22 protein-coding genes are annotated in these 24930 nt (G+C 66.4%); 6 read left to right on the top strand and 16 right to left on the bottom strand.

The genetic code is table 11. The features are described from left to right. Positions 1-54: 54 nt before the first annotated feature. The 13 genes from HOP03_10280 to HOP03_10220 form a co-directional block, all read right to left on the bottom strand. Positions 55-465 (bottom strand): hypothetical protein, encoded by a 411-nt coding sequence (locus HOP03_10280; GenBank protein ID NOT88560.1) that lies wholly within the window; start codon positions 463-465, stop codon positions 55-57. 128 nt (positions 466-593) lie between these two features. Further along, positions 594-1913: a dicarboxylate/amino acid:cation symporter gene (locus tag HOP03_10275; protein ID NOT88559.1), complete on the bottom strand. Its 1320-nt coding sequence runs from the start codon at positions 1911-1913 to the stop codon at positions 594-596. A gap of 101 nt (positions 1914-2014) precedes the next feature. After that, on the bottom strand, positions 2015-3703 hold the full coding sequence (locus HOP03_10270; protein NOT88558.1) for a protein BatD: 1689 nt from the start codon (positions 3701-3703) through the stop codon (positions 2015-2017). Beyond that, entirely contained in the window at positions 3703-5640 is a 1938-nt protein-coding gene (locus tag HOP03_10265; GenBank protein ID NOT88557.1) for a VWA domain-containing protein, read from the bottom strand. The genes HOP03_10270 and HOP03_10265 overlap by 1 nt, the downstream gene beginning before the upstream one ends. After that, a complete protein-coding gene (locus tag HOP03_10260) occupies positions 5637-6647 on the bottom strand; it encodes a VWA domain-containing protein (GenBank protein NOT88556.1) in 1011 nt (336 codons plus the stop codon). Before HOP03_10260 ends, HOP03_10265 begins: the two co-directional genes overlap by 4 nt. Next, positions 6644-7177, bottom strand: coding sequence for a DUF4381 domain-containing protein (locus HOP03_10255; protein ID NOT88555.1), 534 nt, complete (start codon positions 7175-7177; stop codon positions 6644-6646). Before HOP03_10255 ends, HOP03_10260 begins: the two co-directional genes overlap by 4 nt. A gap of 11 nt (positions 7178-7188) precedes the next feature. Beyond that, positions 7189-8121: a DUF58 domain-containing protein gene (locus tag HOP03_10250; GenBank protein ID NOT88554.1), complete on the bottom strand. Its 933-nt coding sequence runs from the start codon at positions 8119-8121 to the stop codon at positions 7189-7191. A 22-nt stretch (positions 8122-8143) separates the two neighbouring features. Then, positions 8144-9142 carry an AAA family ATPase gene (locus tag HOP03_10245; GenBank protein NOT88553.1) on the bottom strand — a complete coding sequence of 333 codons (999 nt, stop codon included), beginning with the start codon at positions 9140-9142 and terminating at the stop codon, positions 8144-8146. A 181-nt stretch (positions 9143-9323) separates the two neighbouring features. Further along, on the bottom strand, positions 9324-11303 hold the full coding sequence (locus HOP03_10240) for a type IV pilus secretin PilQ family protein (protein ID NOT88552.1): 1980 nt from the start codon (positions 11301-11303) through the stop codon (positions 9324-9326). 68 nt (positions 11304-11371) lie between these two features. Continuing rightward, positions 11372-11923, bottom strand: a complete 552-nt coding sequence (locus HOP03_10235) for a pilus assembly protein PilP (protein NOT88551.1) — start codon at positions 11921-11923, stop codon at positions 11372-11374. Positions 11924-11925: 2 nt separating this feature from the next. Then, positions 11926-12639: a type 4a pilus biogenesis protein PilO gene (pilO, locus tag HOP03_10230; GenBank protein ID NOT88550.1), complete on the bottom strand. Its 714-nt coding sequence runs from the start codon at positions 12637-12639 to the stop codon at positions 11926-11928. Positions 12640-12647: 8 nt separating this feature from the next. After that, positions 12648-13412 (bottom strand): PilN domain-containing protein, encoded by a 765-nt coding sequence (locus HOP03_10225; GenBank protein NOT88549.1) that lies wholly within the window; start codon positions 13410-13412, stop codon positions 12648-12650. Then, positions 13412-14470 (bottom strand): pilus assembly protein PilM, encoded by a 1059-nt coding sequence (locus HOP03_10220; GenBank protein ID NOT88548.1) that lies wholly within the window; start codon positions 14468-14470, stop codon positions 13412-13414. Before HOP03_10220 ends, HOP03_10225 begins: the two co-directional genes overlap by 1 nt. 279 nt (positions 14471-14749) lie before the next feature. Between HOP03_10220 and HOP03_10215 the strand changes: the two genes are divergently transcribed. The 3 genes from HOP03_10215 (at position 14750) to HOP03_10205 (ending at position 18815) form a co-directional block, all read left to right on the top strand. Continuing rightward, positions 14750-17302 (top strand): penicillin-binding protein 1A, encoded by a 2553-nt coding sequence (locus HOP03_10215; protein NOT88547.1) that lies wholly within the window; start codon positions 14750-14752, stop codon positions 17300-17302. 215 nt (positions 17303-17517) lie between these two features. Next, entirely contained in the window at positions 17518-18171 is a 654-nt protein-coding gene (locus HOP03_10210; GenBank protein ID NOT88546.1) for a hypothetical protein, read from the top strand. Between the two features lie 29 nt (positions 18172-18200). After that, entirely contained in the window at positions 18201-18815 is a 615-nt protein-coding gene (locus HOP03_10205; protein NOT88545.1) for a DUF1294 domain-containing protein, read from the top strand. Between the two features lie 199 nt (positions 18816-19014). On the opposite strand, the gene pip is transcribed toward HOP03_10205, so the two are convergent. The 3 genes from pip to prmC form a co-directional block, all read right to left on the bottom strand. Further along, a complete protein-coding gene (gene pip, locus HOP03_10200; protein ID NOT88544.1) occupies positions 19015-19959 on the bottom strand; it encodes a prolyl aminopeptidase in 945 nt (314 codons plus the stop codon). A gap of 67 nt (positions 19960-20026) precedes the next feature. Then, complete coding sequence (locus HOP03_10195) at positions 20027-20365, bottom strand: hypothetical protein (protein NOT88543.1); 339 nt, start codon at positions 20363-20365, stop codon at positions 20027-20029. Positions 20366-20390: 25 nt separating this feature from the next. Beyond that, positions 20391-21272 carry a peptide chain release factor N(5)-glutamine methyltransferase gene (gene prmC / locus HOP03_10190; protein NOT88542.1) on the bottom strand — a complete coding sequence of 294 codons (882 nt, stop codon included), beginning with the start codon at positions 21270-21272 and terminating at the stop codon, positions 20391-20393. A gap of 136 nt (positions 21273-21408) precedes the next feature. Between prmC and HOP03_10185 the strand changes: the two genes are divergently transcribed. The 3 genes from HOP03_10185 to ahpF all read left to right on the top strand — a co-directional run bounded on the left by HOP03_10185 (position 21409) and on the right by ahpF (position 24778). Next, positions 21409-22224 (top strand): alpha/beta hydrolase, encoded by an 816-nt coding sequence (locus HOP03_10185; GenBank protein NOT88541.1) that lies wholly within the window; start codon positions 21409-21411, stop codon positions 22222-22224. A gap of 176 nt (positions 22225-22400) precedes the next feature. Next, a complete protein-coding gene (ahpC, locus tag HOP03_10180) occupies positions 22401-22964 on the top strand; it encodes a peroxiredoxin (GenBank protein ID NOT88540.1) in 564 nt (187 codons plus the stop codon). Positions 22965-23185: 221 nt separating this feature from the next. Next, complete coding sequence (ahpF, locus tag HOP03_10175; GenBank protein NOT88539.1) at positions 23186-24778, top strand: alkyl hydroperoxide reductase subunit F; 1593 nt, start codon at positions 23186-23188, stop codon at positions 24776-24778. Positions 24779-24930 lie beyond the last annotated feature (152 nt).

Genomic DNA, 24930 nt, shown 5'->3' with positions numbered 1-24930 from the left:
GGCAGCGCGCCCCGCCGGCGGAATGGCCGGCGAGGTCGCGGGTCGCGGCTGCGATCAGCGCGCGGCGTCGATCACCGCGCACATCGAGGTGATCTGGAAGTCCGTACTGGTGGAGAAGCCGCCCGGCGTGGTCTTGGTGACCGTGATCTTCACGTCCTTCTTGCCCTGCGCTTCGATGACCACGTTCCACGGCAGGGTCGCCTTGGCGCCGGTGAAATCGACGCCGCCGTTGGGCTGCTCGAACGAAATCACGCCCGCTTTCTCGTCGCTGGATGCCACGCGCAGGCCGGACTTGGTGCCTTCGGCATAGATGCGCTTGTAGGCGGTGGACACATTCACGCCCGGGACCGTGTCGAAGGTGGTGAAGCTGCGGCCGGTCATGAATTTGCCTTCCTGCTTGAAATTGGTCTTGCAGGCCGGGTCCGCCGCTGACGCGGTGCCTGCCATCGCCAGCAGCACCGCCATCGTCAACATCTTGTGCATCGTTCGTTCTCCTTGATCGCGCCGCGCCCGGAATAGGCGGATATTCCGTCGATTCTGCCAGTGGCCGCCGGTCGCCACAAGCGCACGTGAGACGACGCGGTCGCGCGATGTCAGGCCTTGATCGGCGCGTCCAGCGCGTCCGGCGGCACGTCCGACTCCCCGCGCGACACCATCGCAGCGATACCCAGGTCGCCGGTGACGTTGACCGTCGTGCGGCACATGTCGAGGAAATGATTGACCCCAAGCACCAGGCCGATGCCTTCCGGCGGCACACCGACCATGGCGCAGATCAGCGCGATCACCGGCAGCGAACCCGAGGGTACGCCCGCGGTGCCGATACCGCCGAGAATGCACACGAACATCACCGTGACCTGCTGGGACAGCGACAGGTCGATGCCGAAATACTGCGCCAGGAACAGCACCGTCACGCCTTCGAACAGCGCGGTGCCGTTCTGGTTGGCGGTGGCGCCGACGGTCAGCACGAAACGCGAGACCCGTTTGGGCAGATGCAGTTTCTCGTCGGCCACGCGCAGCGCGGTGGGCAGCGTGGCGTTGCTGGAGGCGGTGGAGAACGCCATCAGCATCGCTTCCTGGACATCGCGGAAAAAGCCCAGCGGGGAGCGCTTCGCGATCAGCCAGATCGCCAGCGAATACACCACGAACTGATGCACCGCCAGCGCCAGCAGCACCACCAGCACGAACGCGCCCAACCGCACCAGCAGATCCCAACCGAACTGGGCGACGAGGTTGAACATCAGGCAGAACACCGCGTACGGCGCCAGCTTGATCACCAGGCCGATCAGCGTCATCGAGACATCGAACAGACCTTCGATGCCGCGCTTGAGGGTATCGGCCGCCTCACTGCGGGTCAGCACCAGGCCGATGCCCAGCATCAGCGCGAAGAACATCACCGCGAGAATGGTGTTGTCGGCGGCGGCCTTGACCACATTGTCGGGCACGATCGCGATCAGCATGTCCAGGCCCTTGGGTTGGCTGGCGCTGTCGCTGACGATGCTCTTCGCGCGTTCGGCGCCCTCGCTCATCATGTTCATCGCTTCGGCGCTGTCCACGCCGATGCCGGGCTTGAGCCAGTTCACCAACACCAGGCCGATCAGCACCGCGATCGCTGACAGCACCGTGGTGTAGCCCAGCGTGCGCCAGCCGATGCGACCGAGCGCGCGCACATCGCCCATTTCGCTGATCCCGACGACCAGCGCCGAGAACAGCAGCGGGATGACAAGCATGAAGATCAGGCGCAGGAAAATAGTCGAAAACGGCTGGGTGCCGTAATCGATCAACGCCTGCACCCAAGGCGCGTCCGCACCGACAAAACGATAGACAGCCAGCCCGAGCGCGATGCCCATGGCGAAACCGATCGCGATTTTCCAATGCATCGGCAAGCGCGACGGCGCGGCGGATTCTGTGCTCATGGGGCGGTTCCCGCTGGAGTTCGACGGAGGATATCAGGGGTCGCCAGCGCGGACCGGAAACCCGACGGCCACGCTGCCGGCCAACTGTTGCGCGCAGCGGCTCACCGCTCCGGATACAACGGCGGCAGCAGGACCGGTTCGGCGCGTGCGGCCGGCGTGCGCCAGCGCGGCCCGGATGCGAATGCCTTGCGCAGCGCCGCGAGCGTGGCGGTGTTGTCGCCATCGCCCCAGCGCGCGCGCTGCAGGGCATCGACCGCCGCGCGCTGCGCCGGATCGGCCAGCCGCGCGCGGATGGCGTCGAGATCGGCTGCGACCGGCGCGGGCGCAGCGCACAGCGCCTGTACGATCGCAGCCAGATCGTTGCGGGCGAGCGCCCGCATCAACCGCTGCGGGTCGCTCCCGGGCGGCGCAAGCGCAACGACCGGTGCGGGTTTGGTGCGCAACGCCCAAAGCCGCCAACCCAGGACCAGCGCGCCGAGCCACAGCAACCCCAGCGCCAGTCCCGCCCAGCCCCAGTGTCCGTCGGGGATCCAGTCGCGCCAACCGCGCGCGTCGTCGCTCGCGGTCGCGGTCGTTCCGGTGTCGCCGGTGTCCTGCCCTGCAGCGGTGCCCGCCGCGCCCGGGGCCACGCGCAGCGTCAGGTCGGGTAGCGATGCGATGCGGGCGATACCGGCCTGGGTGTCCCACCACACGATGCGCGGCGCGACGATCCGCAGCGTGCCGTCTCGGGTGGGCAGGATCGAGAAACGGCGGACGACCGTGGCCTGCGGGCGATCCTGCTGGAAACGATCATCCACCTGCGGTGGTTCCGCGAACACCTGGGCGTCGTTGCCGGCCTGCACCATCAATGTCGGCAGCTGCGCCGCAGTGGCCCCCTCCGCGACCACTTCCACGGTGACGGGCACGCTCTTGCCGACCTGCAGCGACTGCGGCGTTTCGACGTACCGCATTCGCAGACCGCGCAGCGGCAACCACGGTTGCGACGCGGTCGCGGGAATGGGCCGTACCTGCAGCGTGAGCGGGGCGCCGAAAATGTTCAGGTCATGTCGACTGCCGTCGAACAACCCCATCCCGCGGCCGATGAAATTCGCCCCGGGGACGGTGAGCGTTCCGCTGCGCTCGGGAATGAGCAGATAACGGCGCTCGACCACGTCGTAATCGCGACCGCCGACGGGAACGGTCATCTGCAGATCGTCGCCGATCTTCTGCAGGCTCGCGCCCGCGGGCTGATGCTGGTCGAGGCGACCATCGACCAGCATGCCCGACTGGTAGTACAGGCGCAGGGTGAATCCCACCGACTGCTGCACGTACGGCGTGATGGTATCGACCTTGGCTTCGATGAAGATCGGCCGGCCTTCGGTCGCCGCTACGGGCGGCGGCTCGTCGACGACCCGGGGGTTGCGCGGCGGCAACACGGTCACGCGCAACGGCGCCGTCGCATCCCTGCCGACCCACAGCGAAGGAATCTCGATCGTGCCTTCGCGGGTCGGCGCAAGCACCAGTTGCATCCTGATCTTCAGCGCGATCTGGCCGTTGACCAGCGCCATATCCTGCTCGAGTCGTTGATCGACGATGCGGAAATCGCGGGTCAGGTCGACCAGGCTGGGCATGCCCGCCGTGGACTGGAGATCGACCTCCATGGTCAACGTGACGGTATCGTCGTAGGCGATGCGGTCGCGATCGATCCATACGCGGGGCGGCTGCGCCGATGCGGGCACCGCGAATACCAGCGCGCACAGCGTCCAGAACAGCACGAACGCATGGATCAGGGGCGCGGGCGCACGCCGCATCATCGATCGCCTCCGCGACGCCGGCGCTGCTGTTCGAGCTTGAACTTGGCCCGCAACAGTCCGCCCGGATCGTCCGGAACGCGCTGCAGCGCCACTTGATTGGCGATCCGGCGTTCGCGAGCCTGCGCGCTTTCCTTCGCCGGCACCGGACCGCCCGTCGAAGTCCCGGGCAAGGTTTGTGGCGGCTTCTTCGGCGCATCGCCCGGACCCTTCTTCTCGGGCGGCTTCGCCTGCCGCATGCGCTCGCGCTGCGCGGCATCGGCCTCGCGCTGCGCCTGTTCCTGCGCCTTGCGATCGGCCGGGTCGGGCTTCTGCGGCTGCGGTTTTGCCGGTTGCGGATTCTGCGAAGCGTTCTGCGGAGGCTGCGGCTGACCCTGCTTGCCCGGCGCGGGGTTCTGTTGTCCGTTCTTAGGCGAATCCTGAGGCTTGTCCTGCGGATTTTCCTGGGGTTTGTCTTGCGGTTTGTCCTGCGGTTGGTTCTGCGGCTGGTCTTGCTGTTGATCCTGCGGCTTGTCCTTGGGCGGATCCTGCGGCTTGTCCTGCGGTTTGTCCTGCGCGGGATCCTTCGGCTTGTCTTTCGGCTTTTGCGGTGGCTTCTGCTTGGGGTCCTGCGGCGGCTTGCGTTTGCGCGCGGCCTCGACCCGTTGCCGATTCTCGACCGCATCGCGCATCGACGGCTGCAGCGTCAGCGCGCGATCGTATTCGGCGATGGCTTCGTCGTAACGCCCCTGCTTCGCCAGGGTATTGCCGCGGTTGTAGGCCGCCTCGGCGCCAGGCAGATCGCGCAGCGCCGTTTCGGCGGCGGCATAGTCGCCGCTGCGGTACGCCTCGACGCCGCGCCGCATCTGCGCGTACTGCCGCTGATCCTCGCGCTGCCACAGGCTGCCGTCGGCGGCGAACGCCGGTTGCCACGGCAGATACAGCGCCAGCAGCGCAACCGCGAGCACCCCGCGACGGAACGCCAGCAGCGCGAGCATCAACAGCGCAGGCAAGAGCCAGAACCCTTCATCCAGCGGCGCGGTTCCGCGCTTGCCCTGCGCGGCTGCGGCATCGATGCGATCGGCCTGCAGCACGCCGAGTGCGCGCAGGTCTTCGTCGCCGGGCGCCACCGTCGCATAGCTGCCGCCACCCACACTGGCGATCCTGCGCAACGCATCCTCTTCCAATCGCGCGCTGCCGACGCCGCCTTTCGCTTGCCGGTACGCACCGCCGGCCGGCGTACCGAGCCCCAGCACCGAAACGCGATACCCGGCTTTCCGCGCATCGATCGCCGCAGACCCCGCAGCACCGCCGGCATGGTCGGTGATCAGCAGGATATCGCCGCGCTTGAAGCCGGTGCGGGTCAGCAGACGCATGGATTCCTCGATCGCGCGGTCGGTGCGGCTGCCGTCGCGCGGCATCACATCGGGCGTCAGCGCGTCGAGGAACAGCGCGATGTTGTCGGCATCGTCGGTCAGCGGCGATACGGTGTAGGCGTCGTCGGCGAAAGCCACCAGCGCGATCTGTCCACCGCCGCGCGTGCGCAGGATATGCGCGATCTTGGCGCGCGCCTGCAGCAGGCGCGTCGGCTGCACGTCGGCGGTCAGCGTCGCGTAGGACAGATCCAGCGCGATCACCAGCGGATTGCGGTCCTGCCACAGCGGCTGCGGCAATTCGCGCCAGCTCGGCCCGGCCAACGCCAGGATCGCCAGCGTCCACGCCAGCACCGGCGCGATGTTGCGCCAGCCGCCCCGCGCCGTCTGCCGGCCCTGCAACAGATGCGACAGCAGATGCGCATCGACCACGTCGCGCCAGACGTCGCGGCGCTGGCGCAGGCGACGCAGCCACCACAGCAGCAGAGGGATCGCCAGCAGCCCGAGCAACCACAGCGGACGCAGGAACCTGAAATCGGTGGACGCCACGCTCAGCAGATCCGCCGCCGCAAGATCGACGCTCATCGCAGCGTCTCCCGTCGTTGCCACAGCACCAGCAGCGTGCACAGCAGCGCAAGGCCGAGCGGCCACGGGTAACGCTCGATCCGTGGGCGCAGGCGCTGTCCCGGGCGCTTCACCGGTTCGAGCCGATCGATTTCGCTGTAGATGCCCGCAAGTTGATCGACATCGCGGGCGACGAAGGAACGGCCGCCGGTGAGTGCGGAGATACGCTTGAGCCCGTCTTCGTCGGTGATCTGGTCGCTGCTGGCGCGTCGGATCGGAATGCCGAACACCGACAACCCGGCACCGTAACCGCCGAAGGCGATGGTGTGGATGCGCACACCGTCGTCGTGGGCCATTTCCGCGGCTTTCTGGGGATCGAGCGCACCGGCGGTGTTCAGGCCGTCGGTCAGCAATATGAGAACGCGCTGTTCGGCCGGCTGCGATTGCAGGCGCTTCGTCGCCAGGCCGATCGCGTCGCCGATCGCGGTTTCGTTTCCGGCCAGACCGGTGACGGTGCCGTCGAGCTGTTCGCGCACGGTGTGGAGGTCGCGGGTCAGCGGCGTCAGCGCATAAGCGCGTCGACCGAACACGATCAGGCCGACACGATCGCCGCTGCGGCGTTCGAGGAAATCCGCGATCACCGCCTTGGCGGCGGTCGTGCGGGTGACGACCCGGCCGCCGAGCTCCATGTCGCGCTCGTCCATGCTGCCGGACAGATCCACCGCCAGCATCAGATCGCGCGCCGCCTGCGGCGGCTGCACCAGATCGCCCAGCTGTTGCGGACGGGCCACCGCCACGCACAGCAGTGCCCACGCCAGCCACGGCAATACGCCCAAACCGCGCGATCGCGCGCGACCGATCTGCCCGCCGATCGCACCGATGCGGTCGCCATACGGCACGCGCAGCGCCGGCGCGGTGGTGGATGCGGTCGGCCAGAAGCGGCGCACCAGCCACGGCAGCGGCAACGCGGCCAGCCACAGCGGCCAGGCGAAGTTCGATCGCAGCGATTCGAGCACGGCGTCGATCATGTCCGCCGCCGCGACGACCACGGCCAGCGTCGGGCCGGCCCGTGCGTCATCAATTCGACGAAACGCATCCGCACGATCCCGCGCAGGGCTTCGAATTCCTGCGTACCGACATCGCGCCGGAAGCCGCCTTCGAGCAGCGTGCGTCCGGCACCGGCGGAGAACACCGGGATCCGCTGGCCGGCGTCGAGAAACCGCAGCCACGCATCGCCGCTGAGGCGATCCGCCTGCGGATCCTGGCGGCGCGCGGCGCGACGCAGCAATTCCGACATCGTGGCGATCCGCGCCGATGCGTTATCGACACCTTCCAGCGTGTCGTCGAACAGCCTTTCGATCACGACGCGACGACGACGCACGCGACGACGCCAGAGCCAAACGCCGATCGCGATCGTTGCCAGCGCCGCCACCACGATCCACCAGCCCGGCGCGGGCGGCCACCAATCGGGCGCGGGCGGCAGATGCACATCCTGCAGCGGCAGCGGATCGGACGCCGGTGGCTTCGACGCACCGAGCGGCAGGTTTTGCACGCGCATCGCGGGCCAGCTCATGCCGCGCGCGTCCCCGCGAACAGATCGAGCCAGCTTTCGCTCGGCGCGTCGGTGGACAGCGCGCGCGTACGGATGCCGCTGCGCGCAAGGATCGCCGTGGCTTCATCCAGCGGCGCGGAAAACGCGCTTTGCCAGCGTTGACGCTGCGCCTCGGCGGCGAGATCCAGCTCGATGCGCCGGGTCGCGGGCGCGGCGCCTGCGGCGGCGATGCGCTCGACGGAGTGGTCGATCAGAAACGGTAGCGTCGTGCGCGGCGGATCGCGTTCCAGCGGATCGGTCAGCAACAGCACGATCACTTCGCGATGCTGCACCAGCATCGGCCACCGCGAGGCCGGCAGCGCGATCACGCTCAGCGGATCGGCCAGCACCACCAACCGCGAACCCGGACGCAGCAGGCGATCGGCATGATCCAGCGCAATCGCGAGACCGGCATCGTGTTCGGGCGGCTTCGCGTACCAGCGTACCAGCGCATCGAGCACGCGCAGTGCGCCGCGACTGCCGGACGCGGGCACGATCGGCGCTTCGCGCGCGCTGCCGCGCAACGCGCCGATGCGATCGCCATCGCGCACCGCCGCCCACGCCGCGATCGCGCCGGCACGCGCGGCCTGCACCGATTTGAATCGCGTGCGCGTCCCGAAATACAGCGTCGGCGCCGTGTCGGCGACGATCAACGTCAAGCGCTCGCGCTCGGCCTGGAACAATTTGGTGTGCGGGCGCCCGGTGCGCGCGGTCAAGCGCCAGTCGATATGACGCGCGTCGTCGCCGTTCGCGTACTCGCGCGATTCGGCGTATTCCATCCCACGACCGCGCATCGGCGACTGCGCCTGCCCGCTCATGCCATGACTTCCGCGGCGCGGCGGGCGCCGGCCAAGCACCGCACGCCGCAGCGCGACGAGCTCATCCAGACTCGGTGTGATGCCTTCGCTCATGGTGCGCGGTCCGGGCCGGAGCTCAGGGCAACGGCACCTTGTCGAGCAGCGCCTTCACCAGCCGCTCGCCATCCCAACCTTCGGCGACCGCTTCGTAACTCGGCAGCACGCGGTGGCGCAGGACATCGAGCGCGACCGCACGCACGTCGTCCGGAGTCACGAAGTCGCGGCCCGCCAACCATGCGCGCGCCCGTGCGCAGCGTTCCAGCGCGATCGAGCCACGCGGGCTCGCGCCCCAGCCGATGCGTCGCGCCAATGCAGGGTCGTAACGGGTGGCATCGCGCGACGCGAGCACGATCTCGATCAGATAGCGCTCCAGCGACGGCGCCACATGCAGGTCCAGCACCGCCGTGCGCGCTTCGAAGACATCGGCCTGCGACAAGCGCAATGGAGTCCCGACCGAAGCGGGCACGCCGGAATGCTCGGCACGGGCGCGATCGCGCGCCAATCGCAGGATCTCGGCTTCCATCGCCGCTTCGGGATAGCCGATGCGCACGTACATCAGGAAACGGTCGAGCTGCGCTTCGGGCAACGGGAAGGTGCCTTCCTGTTCGATCGGATTCTGGGTCGCCATCACCAGGAACAGTCGCGGCAACGGATAGGTCTGGCGGCCGACGGTGACCTGGCGTTCGCCCATCGCTTCGAGCAGCGCCGACTGCACCTTGGCCGGCGCGCGATTGATTTCGTCGGCGAGCAACAGCGAGTGGAAGATCGGGCCGGGCTGGAACTCGAAATGGCCGTCCTGCGGGCGCCAGACTTCGGTGCCGGTCAAATCCGCCGGCAACAGGTCCGGCGTGAACTGGACGCGGGCGAAATCGGCTTCGAGGCGACCGGCGAGCGCGCGGATCGCGGTGGTCTTGGCGAGTCCGGGCGCGCCCTCCACCAGCAGATGGCCGTCGGCGAGCAGCGCGATCAACAGCCGTTCGATCAGCGCGGACTGGCCGACGATCTCCGCGGACAACTGTTCGCGCAGCTGTGCGAAGACGGCATGCAATCGGGAAGGGGCAGCGGGGGTATCCATCTCAGACAGGCATCCGTCGGCTCGGCGATTCGATCCGCAGTTTGACCGATCTTCGCTGGAAATGTTCACTGCCCGGCCACTGCCGTCTTGACCGTGCGCGGCGCCAAAAGAAAACGGGGGCCGAAGCCCCCGTTTACGTATTCATCAGGCGATGGAGGCCCCGTGGATCGGATCGCGAAATTCAGATCCGCGGAGAAACCGTCATGACCTTCGGCGTGACGAAGATCAGCAGTTCGGCCTTGGTCTTGCCGCGACCTTTCTTCTTGAACAGATTGCCGAGGATCGGCAGATCGGCCAGGAACGGCACCTTGGACGCCTGACTGCGGTCGGAGAACTCGTACACGCCGCCGATCACGACGGTGTTGCCGTCTTCGACCAGCACGGCGGTGTTCACTTCGCGCTTGGCGATCAGCGGGACCGAACCGTTGGCGGTATTGATGAACTCTTCCAGTTCATCCTTCTTGACCGCCATGTTCAGGAAGACGCGACCGTCGTTGGTGATCGTCGGCGTGACCTTCAGTTCGAGCACCACGTCCTTGAAGTTCACGGTCTGGGTGACCAGGCCGCCGGAGACGGTGGTGGTGACATAGCCGATTTCGCGACCCTGTTTGATCACCGCTTCGCGCTGGTTGCTGGTGACGACGCGCGGGTTGGAGATCACTTCGCCGCGACCCTCTTCCTGCATCGCCGACAGTTCGATGTCGAGCGCGTAGCCGGCGTTGAGGATGGTGAAGGCCAGCGACGCAGGATTGCTGGTGATCAACGAGCCGACCGCAGCGCCGAGGTCGACGTTGCTGCCCTTGATGATGCTGGGAACCGGATGCAGCGGCGGCGGCAGCGGCGGCTGACCCTGCGCAGCGCGATCAAGGTTGGCGATCTGCCAGTCGCGATACGCGGTGTTGTAACGATTGTTGGCATCGGCGATGGAGTTCATCGTACCGGTGGTGTTGGTCGTGTTGTTGCCGAACGCAACATTGTTCCTGGAACCGTTGATGCCGAATTTCGCGCCCAGTTCACGGGCGAAGTCTTCGGTGGCGATCACGATCTTGGCTTCGATCAGCACCTGGTCGACCGGTTTGTCGAGCTGGGCCACGAGGCGACGGATCTCGGCGACGCGCGCCGGGATGTCGATCACCAGCAGGGTGTTGGTGCGGCGGTCGAAACTGAGACTGCCGCGCGCAGACAGGAAGCCGCGGCTCTGCTGCGAGGAAGCACCGCCACCGCCACCGCCCTGCGCACCGCCGCCGCCCGACTGGTTGCCCTTGCTTTCGTCGGTCAGCAGTTTGGCGATGTCTTCGGCATTGCCGTAGCTCACCGGGATGTATTCGGTGACCGTTTCGACGCGGTTCTCGATCGCGATGCGCGCGTCTTCCTTGTCCTGCTCGAATTTGGCGATTTCAGCCTGCGGAGCGACCCACACGACATTGCCGCTGCGACGTTTGTCGAGGGCTTTCGCCTGCAGCACGATATCCAATGCCTGGTCCCACGGCACATTGATCAGGCGCAGCGTGACGTTGCCCTGCACGGTGTCGCTGGCGACGATGTTGAGGTTCGACTCCTCCGCGATCAGCTGCAGCACCGTGCGTACCGGCACGTCCTGGAAATTGAAGGTGACCGGACGTCCGTTGAACGGGCGAGCCGCAGTCGCGGCCTTCTGCGCGGTGCCGGCGACAGCGGAAGCGCCACCGACCGCGCGGGTCTGTGCCGCGGCGCGCGGCACCAGTTCGACGATGTAATCGCGGCCGGTCTGGTAGGCCAGCGGCTCGAATGCGCCCTTGGCGCTCATCACCACCTGCACCTTGTCGCCGCTGCCGCTGGCTTGCACCTGCTGCACCGGTGTGGCGAAGTCGCTGACGTTCAACATCCGCTGCAGGTGCGCGGGCACCGTGACGTTGCCGATATCGACGACCACGCCGGCATCGCTGGCGCGCATGTCGGGCGTCGCGCCATCCTTGTCGAAGTGCAGGATCAGCTTGCCCGAACCGCCATCGCCTCGCTTGAAGTCGATGCTGGTAATGGAAGCGACTGCGGCACCGACCTGTGGGGTCTGGGGCACGGCCGCGACTGCGGGTGCGGACGCGGGCGGGCTTGGCGGAGCCGCGTTGACGACGCTGAGCGCCGACAACAGACCGGCGGCCAAGCCGTACATGGCGGCCTTCATTGGCAATGTGCGACGGCCCTGCTGCTGGCTATGCGCGTTGAGTACGATCATTTCGCTATCCCCTCGTCTTATTCGTCATCGAGCGAGACCGTCGCCGGCCGCTCCAGCCAACCGCCTGCACCATCGGGAACCAGTTCGACGAGTTCGATACGATCTTCGAACACGCCTGTCACGCGCCCATCGGCCTGGCCCATGTAATCCCCCGGACGCACCCGGTAGGTGACCTTTTCGGGCACCATCACCAGCGCGATCAGCGACCCGCCTTTGCCGAGCGTCCCGACCATGTCGAGACTGTCGAGCGGGAATTGCTCCAGCACCTGCTTGCGCCGGTTCGCTTCGGGACGCGGCCCGGAGGCGGACGATCCCGCGGCGAATGCACTGCTGAACGGATCGCGCAATGACTGCGCGGAGTATTCGAACGTCTCGAACTGCTGCATCACCGGCAGCGGATCGAGCGGCGGCGCGGGCCGCGCCTTGACCTCGGCGACCCACTCTTCGAGATTCGGAGCTTCGCCCGGCGTACTGGTGATCGACCGGCCACACCCTGTCAGCGCCGCGAACAGCGCCAGAGCCAGGAATGGACGCGTCGCCAGCGACCGGATCGATGAGTGTCTGCGCATCATCACTTGCCTCCTTGCGGGGCCGGAGCCGGAGCAGCGGCAGCAGGTGGCGCGCCCGTCGCGGCGGTGCCGGCAGCAGCAGACGTCGCGGAAGCGGCTTCGTCCTCATCGCGATAGCGATAGGTCTTGACCGTGCCCTTGAGTTCCAGCGTGGAATTCGGGCCGATGCCGACCACCTTCTTCTTGTCCGCGTTGGCATCGACGCGAGGCGTGAGTTCGATGTTGTGCATGGTCATGATCACCACGCGCGGCAGCGAAGCGACGCCGCTGACGAAGGCACCGAACTGATGGTAGCTGCCGACCATTTTCAGCTCGATCGGCTTTTCGGCGTAGAACTCGAGCGCGGTTTCTTCGCCCGGCTGGAACAGTTCGTTGGTAATGCCGGTGGCGAGCGCGGTCTGCGAGATGTCCACGATCAGATCGGGCATTTCGGTCTTGCTCGGCAGCTGGCGAAGCATCTGCTGCAGCTGTTGTTCCATCTGCGCGAGCTGCTGCTTCAGCGGCTCCAGATTCGCGGCCTGGCCCTGCAGCCTCTCGAAATCGCTGCGCTTGGTAACCTCTTCGGCCTCGAACGATTCGAGCTGTGCGCTCTTCGGACGGGTCAGGAAGTTCCACAGCAGGAACAGGATCAGCAGTCCGAGTGCGATACAGAAGCCGAACTGCCATTCGCGCGGCCAGGAACCGGCGTTGTTGAAGTCGAGCTCCTTGAGCGACATTTTCTTTTTCACGACTCGGCTCCTCCCGTCGGCTGCGGTTGTGCGGACTCGGGATGAGTGGTCGGCGCAGCGCTGGAGGCGGGCGCGGGCGCCGCCGGGGTCGTCGTCGGCGCGGCAGCCGGCGCGGCGCCGGCAGGTTGTGCCGGGCTGAGCGGCTGCAAGGTGGCCGGCGCGGCAGCGGCGGCTGCAGGGTCGGCGGCGACAACGCCCTCTTCGCCTTCCTTCTTGGCGTTGGGATTGGCGAGCGTCACCGTCAAACTGAAGGTGTACGGCAGGCCCTTGTCGTCGCCTTCGGCCTGGATCACCGACAGCTCGGGCTTGGTCATCCAGCCGGAGGTCTCGAAGTTGCGCATGTAGGTACTCACGCGCGCATTCGATTGCGAGCGGCCTTCGAGCGTGAGCTTGTCGCCATCCTGCTTGATCGAGGTGAGGATCACGCCGTCCGGGATGGTGCGCACCAGCGAATCGAACAGGTGCACCATCTGCGAGCGGTTGGCCTGCAGTTCTTCGATCACGATCTTGCGGTTGAGCAGCTTGTTCTTCTTTTCTTCCAACGCCTGGATCTCGGTGATCTTGGCCTGGACAGCGACGATTTCCTGGTCGAGGAAGGCGTTGCGCGCCTGCTGGCCGGAGATCTGGCGGTTGTAGTAGGTGTTGATCATGAACCACACCGCCAGACCGGCGAGCGCGGACATCGCCAACATCAGGAAGAACTGTTTCTTGCGCTCTTTCTGGCGCTCCGCGCGCCACGGAAGTAAGTTGATCCGTGCCATCAGTCGAAGCTCCTCAGAGCAAGGCCGCAGGCGATCATCAGCGCCGGCGCGTCCTGCGCGAGCGCGTGGGCCTGCACGCGTGGGCCAAGGGTCATCTGGGCCAGCGGATTGGCGACGACGGTCTGCACGCCGAGTTGCTCCTCGACCATCGGCGCGATGCCGGCGATCGAGGCGCAGCCGCCCGCGAGCACGATCTGGTCGACACGGTTGTACTCGCTGCCGGCATAGAAGAACTGGAGCAGACGGCCGATCTGCTGGGCCATCGCCTCCTTGAACGGCTCCAGCACTTCGATCTCGTAGCTCTCGGGCAGACCGCCCTGACGCTTGGCGAGGCCGGCCTCCTCATAGCTGAGACCGTAGCGGCGCATCACTTCGTCGGTGAGCTGCTTGCCGCCGAACACCTGTTCGCGGCTGTAGATGTTGCGGCCATTGCGAAGGATGCTGAGCGTGGTCATGGTGGCGCCGACATCGACCAGCGCGACGATACCGTCGTGCGGGATATTCAGCGTACCGGCGATCAGGGCGTAGGCATTTTCGATCGCGAAGGCCTCGACATCCATGACTCTTGCGGTCAGGCCGCCGACCTCCAGCGCCGAGGCGCGCATCTCCACGTTCTCGGAACGCGAAGCCGCCAGCAGCACCTGGACCATCTCCGGGTTGCCGGGCATGGCGCCCAGCACCTCGAAGTCCAGATTCACTTCCTCGATCGGATACGGGATGTAATTCACCGCCTCCAGCTCGATCTGGGACTCCATATCGTCCTCGTCGAGCTCGGCGGGCATCGGGATGATCTTGGTGATCACCGCAGAGCCGGCCACGGCCGCGGCGGCATGCTTGGCCTTGCTGCCGGACCGGTTCAGGGCGCGGCGGATGGCTTCGCCGACCGCCTCGACCTCGACGATGTTCTTTTCGGCCACGGCGTTCGGCGGCAATGGCTCGACCGCGTAGTGCTCCACCCGATAGCGGTCGCCAGCCCGAGACAGCTGCAGGAGCTTGACGGCGGTCGAACTGATATCGACGCCCACCAAAGGTGACTGATTTTTTGCTAGCAGTCCCACTTTTTCCCCATCCCACGCGCGCTTACGCACGTTACGTGTCCCAATACATTAAATAACGGACTTTCAACTTTAAGGCAACTCCCCATTGCTGCCGATCGTTCTCAGAGTGACCTCTGTCACGACCTGAAGCCCTCTCCGGCCCGCTCGCCCGGTCGCTGGCCCGCCCCATCGGACCCGCTTTCCGGGCTTCCCCGCGACCGTGCGACAGCGCCGGGGGCGGGTCCCCTATAATCCGCCACCGCTATCAGTACACCTTTCGCCCCCAGGATTCCCCCAACCATGTCCCGTATTCGTCGCCTCCTGCGCTGGGCGTTCCTGTTGTCCTTCCTCGGCCTGCTGGTCGGGGGCATCGGTTTCGGGATCCTCTATGCCAGTGTCTCGTCCAAGCTCCCGGACGTACAGACCCTGCGCACCATCGAACTGCAGGAGCCGCTCTACGTCTATGCCCGCGACGGGCGCCTGATCGGCCTGTTCGGCGAGACCCGGCGCTACCCGGTGCAGATCGAGAAGGTGCCCAAGCCGCTCAAGGACGCCTTCATCGCGATCGAGGATGCGCGCTTCTACGAACACGGCGGCGTCGACTACAAGGGTGTGGCGCGCGCGATCTGGCTGATGGCGACCACCGACGGCAAGCGCATCCCCGGCGGCTCGACCATCACCCAGCAGGTCGCCCGCCAATTCTTCCTCAGCTCCGAATACAAGTTGAAGCGCAAGTTCGCAGAAATGCTGCTCGCACGGAAAATGGAGCAGGAACTGAGCAAGGACGAGATCTTCGAGCTCTATCTCAACAAGAGTTTCTTCGGCAACCGGGCCTACGGCGTGGGCGCCGCGGCGGAGTTCTACTACGGCAAACCGCTGGATCAGCTCAGCCTGGACGAAATGGCATCGCTGGCGGCGATCCCCAAATTCCCGTCCAGCGGCAACCCGCTGAACAATCCGGCGCGCGCCAAGATCCGCCGTGACTACGTGTTGCAGCGCATGCGCGAGCTCAACATGATTTCCGTCGCCGAGGAGCAGGCCGCGCAGGCAGCGGCGATGCATGCCAGCCCGCACGAGCGGCCGATCGAAGTCTCCGCGCCGTTCATCGCCGAGATGGTGCGCCAGGAAATGATCGCGCGATACGGCGAGGAAGCGCTGACCAAGGGCTATCACGTAACCACGACCATCGATCCGGCGCTGCAGGCCGCCGCCGATGGCGCAGTGCGCGATGGCCTCGGCGCCTACGACCACCGCCATGGCTGGAACCCCAAGGCGATCCAGCACCTCGAACTGCCCGCCAACGAGGATGCCGCCACCGCCGCGACCCGTTTGCGCAGCTTCCCGGCCCGCGGCGCGTTGTTGGCCGCACTGGTATTGGGCACCAGCGGCGACAATGCGCAAGCGGTCCTGGCCGACGGCACCGTGCTCGATCTCGGCCCCGACACCTCGCGCTGGACCGGCAAGTCGCCGGCCGCCTTGCTGAAGCGCGGCGATGTGGCCCGGGTGCGCAAGATCGTGCCCGAAGCCAAGCCTGACCCGAAAACCGCCAAAGCTGGCGAGGCCACGGCCGCCGCTCCGGCCCCCGTTCCCGCCGGCCCGGTCACCTGGCGCCTCGATCAATTGCCGCGCGCCGAATCGGCGCTGGTGTCGCTGGACGCCGATACCGGCGCCCTGCGCGCGCTCGTCGGCGGCTACAGTTTCGCCGGCAACAAATTCAACAACGCCACCCAGGCCCGCCGCCAGCCCGGCTCGTCGTTCAAGCCCTTCGTCTATGCAGCCGCGTTCGAGCGCGGCTACAACCCCGCTTCCATCGTGCTCGACGCCCCGGTCGTCTTCCGGATGCGCGCCGGCAAAGTCTGGCGCCCGCAGAACGACGGCGGCGGTTTCGCCGGCCCGATCCGCGTGCGTGAAGCGCTGGTGCAATCGCGCAATCTGGTCTCGGTGCGCATGCTCGATGCCATCGGCGTCGACTACGCGCGCAGATACATCACCCAGTTCGGGTTCAAGGAAGAAGAACTGCCGCCGAATCTGTCGATCGCGCTGGGCACGCCCTCGCTGACGCCGCTGTCGGTCGCGCGCGGCTACGCAACGTTCGCCAATGGCGGCTTTCGCATCACACCGTGGTTCATCGACGAAGTGAAGGACCGCGAAGGCAAGATCATCTTCAAGGAAAAGCCGGCCTTCGCCTGCCGCAGCTGCGGCAATGGACGCGCCGGACAGCCGGCCACGCCAGCATCCAGCGTGGTCGACGGTTTCGACCTCGGTCCCGCCGGCAGCGCAAAGCCCGCCGCCGCCAAACCCGACGGCAAGAAAGCCACCGCAAAGGCCGCACCGCCCGCAGCGCTGCCCGCCGATGCCGTGCTGGCGCCGCGCGCCATCGACGAACGCATCGCCTACCAGCTCACCTCGATGATGCGCGACGTGGTGCTGCGCGGCACCGCCACCGACGCCAAGCGCCTCGGCCGCGAGGATATCGGCGGCAAGACCGGCTCCACCAACAACCACCGCGACGCCTGGTTCTCCGGCACCGGCGGCAATCTCATCACCACCGTCTGGGTGGGCAAGAGCGACAACACCACGCTGGGCTACCGCGAATACGGCGGCAAGGCGGCGCTGCCGATCTGGATCGACTACATGAAGGTCGCGTTGACCGACGTGCCGATCGCCGCCAACGACCCGCCGGACGGCATGGTCAAGGTCGCGGTCACCGCCAGCGGACAACTGCTGCCTTCCACTGGCGGCGGCGGCATCACCGAGTACGTGAAGGTGGAAGATCTCGAGAAGATGGAAACCTACGTCGACTACGGCAACGACGACGCGCTGCCGAGCGAAGAGTCGTTCGATATTTTCTGACCCCGGGCTTTTCCGCCGGAATTGCGCAGGTCGGGCCTTGGCCCGACGTCGTAACCGGTCCGATTGCGATGTTCAATGCTCGAGACCGTTTCGATCATTGCGCAATGCAACCGGAAACACCTCAATGTCGGGCCAGGGCCCGACCTACCCCATCCCGATTCCCCAATCCCGGCGCGTCGGTTACAGTCGCCCCAGGCCCCGCCGGGACGCTGACCATGCACCACGCCCGCCAACACGCCGAAACCAAGACCCGCGAGCGACGCGCGCGCCTCGCCCACGAAGCCGCCCGGCTCATCGCCGAAAGCGGCATCCGCGATTTCCATCAGGCGAAACTCAAGGCCGCGCAGCGCCTGGGCATCCACGACGATGCTTCGCTGCCGCGCAACCGCGAGATCGAGGACGCACTGCGCGAATACCAGCGCCTGTTCCAGGGCGACGCGCAGGTCAACGCACTGCGTCAGCGTCGCGATGCCGCGCTGCGCGCGCTTGAATTCTTCGCGCCGTTCGATGCCCGTCTCGTCGGCCCGGTGCTCGACGGCACCGCCGACGCCAACGCCCCGGTGCAACTGCAGCTCTATACCGACGATGCCGAAGCCGTGCCGCGCTTCCTCGAAGACCACCGCATCCCCGCCGAGACCCGCAGCCGCCGCATGCGCCTCGACCGCGAACGCGCGCTCGACTGCCCGGTCTGGCTCTTATCCGCCGAAGAGCTGAGTTTCGACATCACCGTGCTGCCGCACGACGCACTGCGTCAGGCGCCGTTGTCGAACATCGACGAGAAGCCGATGCGGCGCGCGTCGGCGGCGCAGTTGCAGGCGCTGCTGGTACAGGAAGATCTTGCAGGATACGAAGACGAGAGCGCGCGCTAGAATCGTTCCACTCCACACCATCACATCGCATGCGCTACCAGGGACGAATCAGCGACTGGAACGACGACAAGGGTTTCGGCTTCGTGGCGCCGAACGGCGGCGGCGATCGCGCCTTCGTCCATATCAAGGCGTTCGCGAGAGCATCGCGTCGCCCCCTCGACGGCGACCTCATCACCTACGCCGTCACCCGCGACACGCGCGGCCGACTGCAGGCCCATGCGATCCGTTTCGTCGGCGAGACGGCGCCCGTGGACGATCGCGCGACCCCCGGCTGGTTCGGGCCGGCATTTGCGCTGCTGTTCGTAGCGACGATGACCGGGACCGTGCTCACCCATCAGTTGTCGATGAACGTACTCCTGGCCTACGCCGCGATGAGCGGCGTCGCCTTCGTCGCCTACGGCCGGGACAAATCGGCGGCGACGGCAGGCAAGCAGCGCACGCCGGAAGCGACACTGCATGCCCTCGGTCTGTTCTGCGGCTGGCCGGGCGCACTTCTGGCGCAGCGGATGTTCCGGCACAAATCGCGCAAACGCGAATTCCAAGGCACGTTCTGGGGAACGGTCGCCATCAATGTCGTCGTATTGATGTTTCTCGGCAGCGACACCGGCAGCAGCATGGCGCGCGCGTGGCTCGGCGCGTACTGATTGGGGAAGCTTTCGTACAGGCCACGCCATCATCAGACAGCAGGCAGGGTGGGGTGGGCGCAGCGATGCACACCCAGCCCCGAATACTCACCAATGCATCTGCGATGTTTCGTAGTTCTGTCCGATGCCCGTCAGACCTGACATGCGAAATGGTGGGCATCGCTGCGCTCACCCTGCCCTACGATATCGGGATCAAGTGTTACGACGCGAACCTGTCCGTCGCCCGCACCAGTGCATCCACATTCTCCGGCTCGTAGGCCGAATGCCCTGATGCAGGCGAGATATGCAGCTGCGCCTTCGGCCAGGCCTTGTGCAGGTCCCAGGCGTTCTGGATCGGGCAGACCACGTCGTAGCGGCCGTGGACGATCACGCCGGGAATATCGGCGATCTTGTGGGCGTCGCGCAGCAACTGGTCTTCCACTTCGAAGAATCCGCCGTTGACGAAATAGTGGTTCTCGATGCGCGCGAACGCGAGCGCGAACGCGGCGTCTTCGTGGCCGGCGACGAAATCCTCGTCGATATGCAGGAAGCTGGTCGCGCCTTCCCAGACGCTCCACGCACGCGCGGCGGCGAGGCGGGTGGTCTTGTCATCGCTGGTGAGGCGACGGTGGTAGGCGGAGATCAGATCGTGGCGCTCGACCGGCGGAATCGCGGCGATGTAGTGGTCCCATGCATCGGGAAACAGCCGCGAGGCGCCTTCCTGATAGAACCATTCCAGTTCCCAGCGGCGCAGCATGAAGATGCCGCGCAGCACCAGTTCGGTGACCTTGCCGGGATGCGTTTCGGCATACGCCAGCGCAAGCGTGGAGCCCCAGGAACCGCCGAAGACCTGCCAGCGCGCGATGTCCAGGTGCCCGCGCAGTTTTTCGATGTCGGCGACCAGCGTCCATGTAGTGTTGTCGACCAGATCCGCGTGCGGCGTGGAGCGCCCGCTGCCGCGCTGGTCGAACAGGATGATGCGGTACTTCGACGGGTCGTGGAAGCGCCGCATCTTCGTGCTGCAGCCCGCACCGGGGCCGCCGTGCAGCATCACCACCGGTTTGCCGTTGGGATTGCCGCACTGTTCGTAGTACAGCGTGTGGCGGTCGTCGACTTTCAGCGTACCGGTATCGAAGGTATCGAGTTCGGGATAGAACGTGCGCATGGCGGTGTCGTGTCTCTGCGTTGCGTGGCGTGCGGCGACGGAGGCATTCCGCGCCGGTCTCGTGGGCTTACCAGTCGCGGGTCGCGATCATTTCCTCGGTATCGGCATCGAAACCGTAGGTGCTTGCAATGAAAGCGAAATCCCCGGCGATGCATTCTCGCGCCGCCGTCTCGATTTCGCTGTCGTGTTCGTAGAACGCTTCGGCAAGTGCGTTGAATTCATCGGTGGAGGCATGGGCGAGCGCATACAGGGCTTCGAGGTCGCGCGGCTTTTCCAACTCGATGCTGTCGCACAGGCGCAGCAGGATGTCCTTGCCCCTGTCGACCAGCGCATCCGGAAAGTAGCTGTCCCGATACATCTCATCGAGAAAGGCATGCTGCAGGATGTCGGGGTGGCTGACGGCCATGGTGGGTCCGGGAGAATGCGGGTGGTCAGGACGGCTGGTCAGGACCAGATCGGGAGAGTGTGCCACCCTCGCCTCGGTCCGTGCGTCTGCCAAGCGTCACTCGGTCGCGGTTTTCCAGATCGCGGCAGGTTTCGACGCTGTCGAAGCCGGCGGCCTGCAGCAGCGCGCGCACGGCGTCGCCCTGATCCCAACCATGTTCCAGCAACAGCCAGCCGCCGCTGCACAGGTGAACAGGGGCGGCGGCGGCAATGATGCGGATTGCGTCGAGGCCATCGGCACCCGACGACAGCGCGGGCCCGGGTTCGTAACGCAGCGCATCCAGATGCGGATCGGCATCGGCGATGTAGGGCGGGTTGCTGACGATCAGGTCGAAGCGCTCGCAGGCCAGCGGCTGCAGCCAGTCGCCCTGGCGGAATTCGACGTTCCGCAGGCCCAACTCGCGCGCGTTGGCGCCAGCGACCTCGAGCGCGCCCGCGCTCACGTCCACCGCAACGACCCTCGCCTGCGGACGTTCGTGCGCCAGCGCTAGCGCGATCGCGCCGCTGCCGGTACCGAGATCGGCGACGCGCGATTCCGACCCGGCGTGCAGACGCTCCAGCGCAAGCTCCACCAGCCGTTCGGTTTCGGGACGCGGGATCAACGTGTCCACCGAGACCATCAGGTCGAACGACCAGAACGCCCGGCGACCGGTCAGATAGGCCACCGGCTCGCCCTGCGCGCGGCGCGCGCTCAGGGTGTCGAAGCGATGCAGCGCATCCGGATCGATGACGTCGTCGCCGTGCGCGAACAGCCATGCCGGTGAGCGCCCGAGCGCATGCGCCAGCAGCACCCGGGCGTCGACGTCGTCGATGCGCTCACGGGCTTCACGCAGTACTGCATCCAGCCGGGGGCGGGGGGTCGTATCCATTGTCGATATCGTAGCCGTTGGCAGGACCATGCCCGCGCTTCCAGCACTCCCGCCCGCAGCCCGCCCGCAGTTCAGGACACCCATGCCAGCTCCAGCGCTCCATCCACGACACCTCCGCTGCTTTCCATTCGCCGCGTTGGCGCTCGCAGGTCTCCTCGCCGGCTGCCAGAGCGCTGGATTCGGTATCGCCAATCTCGGCGCTTCCGCGCCGGTCGCCAGCGTCGTCTACGACCCGCGGCACGGATTGGCTCTGGACGTGTATCGGCCGGTCGGGACGACGACGGGGCCCGTGCCGGTGGTCGTCTTCCTCTATGGCGGCAACTGGAAGCAGGGCCATCGATCGCAGTACCGTTTCGTCGGCCATCGGCTGGCACAGCAGGGCGTGCTGGCGATCGTCGCCGACTACCGCACCTTCCCGCGCACGACCTTTCCGGGCTTCGTGGAAGACGGCGCTCGCGCGGTGGCCTGGGCCCGAGCGCATGCAGCCGAACATGGCGGCGATCCACGGCGGCTGTTCGTCGCCGGGCATTCCGCCGGTGCGCAGATCGCCGCGCTGATCGGTACCGATGCATGTTATCTCGCACCGCACGGCCTACGGCCGCGCGACCTGGCGGGTGTGATCGGCTTCTCCGGACCCTACGATTTCGAGATCACGGGCTACGAGGACGTCTTCGGCCCCGAGACGCAGTGGCCGCGAGCGCAAGCGGTGAACTTCGTCGACGGCGACGAGCCGCCGTTCCTGCTGGTGCACGGCACCGCTGACATGACGGTGGAAGCGAAAGACAGCCGGGAACTGGCCGTGAAACTGCGCAGTGCCGGCGTGGAAACGACGCTGGTCTGGCTGCCGGGGGCCGGCCACCTCGCGCCGCTGGTGGCGATGCGCGCGCCCAGCCGACAGCCCGCCCTGATGCCAGCCATCCGGGCTTTCATGAATCTGCCGGCCAAGCCCTGACCTGGCCAAGCCCTGATCTGCACTCCACGCTGCCGGCATCCACCGGCAACGCCTTATGATAGTTATTATCTATTGATATAATCATTTTAATTGATTGGATCAATCGAATGACGTCGCCTAAGCTTCTCTTCGTTGCGATCGACCCCACCTTTCATTCCCCCTCCAAAGGATTTTCCATGTCGCTGATCAATACCCAGGTCAAACCCTTCAAAGCCACCGCATTCCACGCGGGCGAATTCATCCAGGTCACCGACGAGACGCTCAAGGGCAAGTGGTCGGTCCTGATCTTCATGCCGGCCGCCTTCACCTTCAATTGCCCGACCGAAGTCGAGGACGCCGCCGACAACTACGCCGAATTCCAGAAGGCCGGCGCCGAGGTCTACATCGTCACCACCGATACGCACTTCTCGCACAAGGTCTGGCACGAAACCTCCCCGGCGGTCGGCAAGGCCAGGTTCCCGCTGGTCGGCGATCCCACCCACCAGTTGACCCGCGCCTTCGACGTGCACATCGAAGAACAAGGTCTGGCCCTGCGCGGCACCTTCATCATCAACCCGGAAGGCGTGATCAAGACCCTCGAAATCCACGACAACGCCATCGCCCGCGATGTGTCCGAAACCCTGCGCAAGCTCAAGGCCGCGCAGTTCGTCGCCAGCCACCCGGGCCAGGTCTGCCCGGCGAAGTGGAAGGAAGGCGCCGAGACGTTGAAGCCGTCGCTGGATCTGGTCGGCAAGATCTGAATTTCCGCCTCACCCATTCGCGCTCCGCGCGAATCGCCCTCCCCCGGAAACGGGGGAGGGTCGGCGGGCGACCTTCCCCGCTTCGTTTGCATCAGCGGTTTGCACCGCTCCGGACGCCTCCTTTCCTGTGCCGGCCTCCCCCCGCCACGTCCGCCGACGCAGGCCGCTGCTGCAAACGCAGCCGCTCCCTCTCCTCTCCACTCACGCGCAAGGAACCGGCCATGCTCGATGCCGATCTGAAAACCCAGCTCCAGAGCTATCTGCAGAAGCTGACCCGCCCGGTCGCGATCACCGCCGCGCTCGACGACGGCGCGAAGTCGCGGGAGCTGCGCGAGCTGCTGGTCGAACTCACCCAGCTGTCTGATCTGGTCACGCTGCGCGAAGCGCGCGGGGCCGGCGACCGCGTGCCCTCGTTCGCGCTGTCCACGCCCGGCGAAACCATTTCGCTGCGCTTCGCCGGGATTCCGATGGGCCACGAATTCACCTCGCTGGTACTGGCGCTGCTGCAGGTCGGCGGGCATCCGTCGAAGCTGGCGCAGGACGTCATCGAGCAGGTCCGCGCCCTCGATGGCGACTACCTGTTCGAAACCTATTTCTCGCTCAGCTGCCAGAACTGTCCCGACGTGGTGCAGGCCCTGAACCTGATGGCCGTGCTCAATCCGAAGATCCGCCACGTCGCCATCGACGGCGCGCTGTTCCAGAGCGAAGTCGATGCGCGCCAGGTGATGTCGGTTCCGACGGTCGTCCTCAACGGTGGAATCTTCGCTGCGGGCCGGATGGGCGTCGAAGAGATCCTGGCGAAACTCGACACCGGCGCCGGTGCGCGCGAAGCGGCGAAGATCGCATCGAAGGACGCATTCGACGTGCTGATCGTCGGTGGCGGCCCGGCCGGCGCGGCGGCGGCGATCTACGCCGCGCGCAAGGGGATCCGCACCGGCATCGCCGTCGAGCGCTTCGGCGGGCAGGTGCTGGACACGATGGCGATCGAGAACTTCGTATCCGTGCCCGAAACCGAAGGCCCGAAGCTGGCCGCCGCGATGGAGCGCCACGTGCGCGACTACGACGTGGACATCATGAACCTGCAGCGCGCGGAGCAGCTGATCCCGGCCGGCGTGGACGGTCTGGTCGAGGTGAAGCTCGCCAGCGGCGCTTCGCTGAAATCGAAATCGGTCATCCTCGCCACCGGCGCGCGCTGGCGGCAGATGAGCGTGCCCGGTGAGCAGGAGTACCGGAACAAAGGCGTGGCCTATTGCCCGCACTGCGACGGCCCGCTGTTCAAGGGCAAGCGGGTGGCGGTGATCGGCGGCGGCAACTCGGGCGTGGAGGCGGCGATCGACCTGGCCGGCATCGTCGCCCATGTCACCCTGATCGAATTCGACGCCAGGCTGCGCGCCGACGAAGTCCTGCAGCGCAAGCTTCGCAGCCTGCCGAACGTCGAGGTGATCGTCTCGGCGCAGACCACCGAAGTGCTGGGCGACGGCCGGAAAGTCATCGGCCTGAACTATCAGGATCGATTGACGCAGGCTATCCACACGCTGCCGCTGGAGGGCATCTTCGTGCAGATCGGCCTGCTGCCCAACACCGAATGGCTGAAAGGCACGCTGGCGCTTTCGCCGCGCGGCGAGATCGTGATCGACGAACGCGGCCAGACCTCGCTGCCCGGGATATTCGCCGCTGGCGATGCGACCACGGTGCCCTACAAACAGATCGTGATCGCGATGAGCGAAGGCTCGAAAGCGGCGCTCGGCGCGTTCGACCACCTGATCCGCAGCTCCGCACCGGCGGCGGCGATGCCGGCGGCACAGGCGGCCTGAGCCGTCCTCCCGCGTGCGGAGGGATCGCACTGCGCGCGGGCATCGGCGGCACGACCGAAAAAAACGAGCCTGTCAGAAACGACAGGCTTACCAATACGACAATCGCCGGTATCACTTCAGGTCTATAAAGTTTTTCTTGGCAATCATGTCGC

The sequence above is a fragment of the Lysobacter sp. genome (assembly GCA_013141175.1).
GTDB lineage: Bacteria > Pseudomonadota > Gammaproteobacteria > Xanthomonadales > Xanthomonadaceae > Lysobacter_I.
The sequence above is the reverse complement of the archived record's forward strand: the minus strand, read 5'-3'. Positions and strand labels throughout refer to the sequence as shown.

What these genes read in the sequence shown, in the direction of transcription:
- HOP03_10280 (NOT88560.1), bottom strand. Translation starts at nt 465, where the DNA reads ATGGCGGTGCTGCTGGCGATGGCAGGCACCGCGTCAGCGGCGGACCCG.
- HOP03_10275 (NOT88559.1), bottom strand. Translation starts at nt 1,913, where the DNA reads ATGAGCACAGAATCCGCCGCGCCGTCGCGCTTGCCGATGCATTGGAAA.
- HOP03_10270 (NOT88558.1), bottom strand. Translation starts at nt 3,703, where the DNA reads ATGCGGCGTGCGCCCGCGCCCCTGATCCATGCGTTCGTGCTGTTCTGG.
- HOP03_10265 (NOT88557.1), bottom strand. Translation starts at nt 5,640, where the DNA reads ATGAGCGTCGATCTTGCGGCGGCGGATCTGCTGAGCGTGGCGTCCACC.
- HOP03_10260 (NOT88556.1), bottom strand. Translation starts at nt 6,647, where the DNA reads ATGATCGACGCCGTGCTCGAATCGCTGCGATCGAACTTCGCCTGGCCG.
- HOP03_10255 (NOT88555.1), bottom strand. Translation starts at nt 7,177, where the DNA reads ATGCGCGTGCAAAACCTGCCGCTCGGTGCGTCGAAGCCACCGGCGTCC.
- HOP03_10250 (NOT88554.1), bottom strand. Translation starts at nt 8,121, where the DNA reads ATGAGCGAAGGCATCACACCGAGTCTGGATGAGCTCGTCGCGCTGCGG.
- HOP03_10245 (NOT88553.1), bottom strand. Translation starts at nt 9,142, where the DNA reads ATGGATACCCCCGCTGCCCCTTCCCGATTGCATGCCGTCTTCGCACAG.
- HOP03_10240 (NOT88552.1), bottom strand. Translation starts at nt 11,303, where the DNA reads ATGAAGGCCGCCATGTACGGCTTGGCCGCCGGTCTGTTGTCGGCGCTC.
- HOP03_10235 (NOT88551.1), bottom strand. Translation starts at nt 11,923, where the DNA reads ATGCGCAGACACTCATCGATCCGGTCGCTGGCGACGCGTCCATTCCTG.
- pilO (NOT88550.1), bottom strand. Translation starts at nt 12,639, where the DNA reads ATGTCGCTCAAGGAGCTCGACTTCAACAACGCCGGTTCCTGGCCGCGC.
- HOP03_10225 (NOT88549.1), bottom strand. Translation starts at nt 13,412, where the DNA reads ATGGCACGGATCAACTTACTTCCGTGGCGCGCGGAGCGCCAGAAAGAG.
- HOP03_10215 (NOT88547.1), top strand. Translation starts at nt 14,750, where the DNA reads ATGTCCCGTATTCGTCGCCTCCTGCGCTGGGCGTTCCTGTTGTCCTTC.
- HOP03_10210 (NOT88546.1), top strand. Translation starts at nt 17,518, where the DNA reads ATGCACCACGCCCGCCAACACGCCGAAACCAAGACCCGCGAGCGACGC.
- HOP03_10205 (NOT88545.1), top strand. Translation starts at nt 18,201, where the DNA reads ATGCGCTACCAGGGACGAATCAGCGACTGGAACGACGACAAGGGTTTC.
- pip (NOT88544.1), bottom strand. Translation starts at nt 19,959, where the DNA reads ATGCGCACGTTCTATCCCGAACTCGATACCTTCGATACCGGTACGCTG.
- HOP03_10195 (NOT88543.1), bottom strand. Translation starts at nt 20,365, where the DNA reads ATGGCCGTCAGCCACCCCGACATCCTGCAGCATGCCTTTCTCGATGAG.
- prmC (NOT88542.1), bottom strand. Translation starts at nt 21,272, where the DNA reads ATGGATACGACCCCCCGCCCCCGGCTGGATGCAGTACTGCGTGAAGCC.
- ahpC (NOT88540.1), top strand. Translation starts at nt 22,401, where the DNA reads ATGTCGCTGATCAATACCCAGGTCAAACCCTTCAAAGCCACCGCATTC.
- ahpF (NOT88539.1), top strand. Translation starts at nt 23,186, where the DNA reads ATGCTCGATGCCGATCTGAAAACCCAGCTCCAGAGCTATCTGCAGAAG.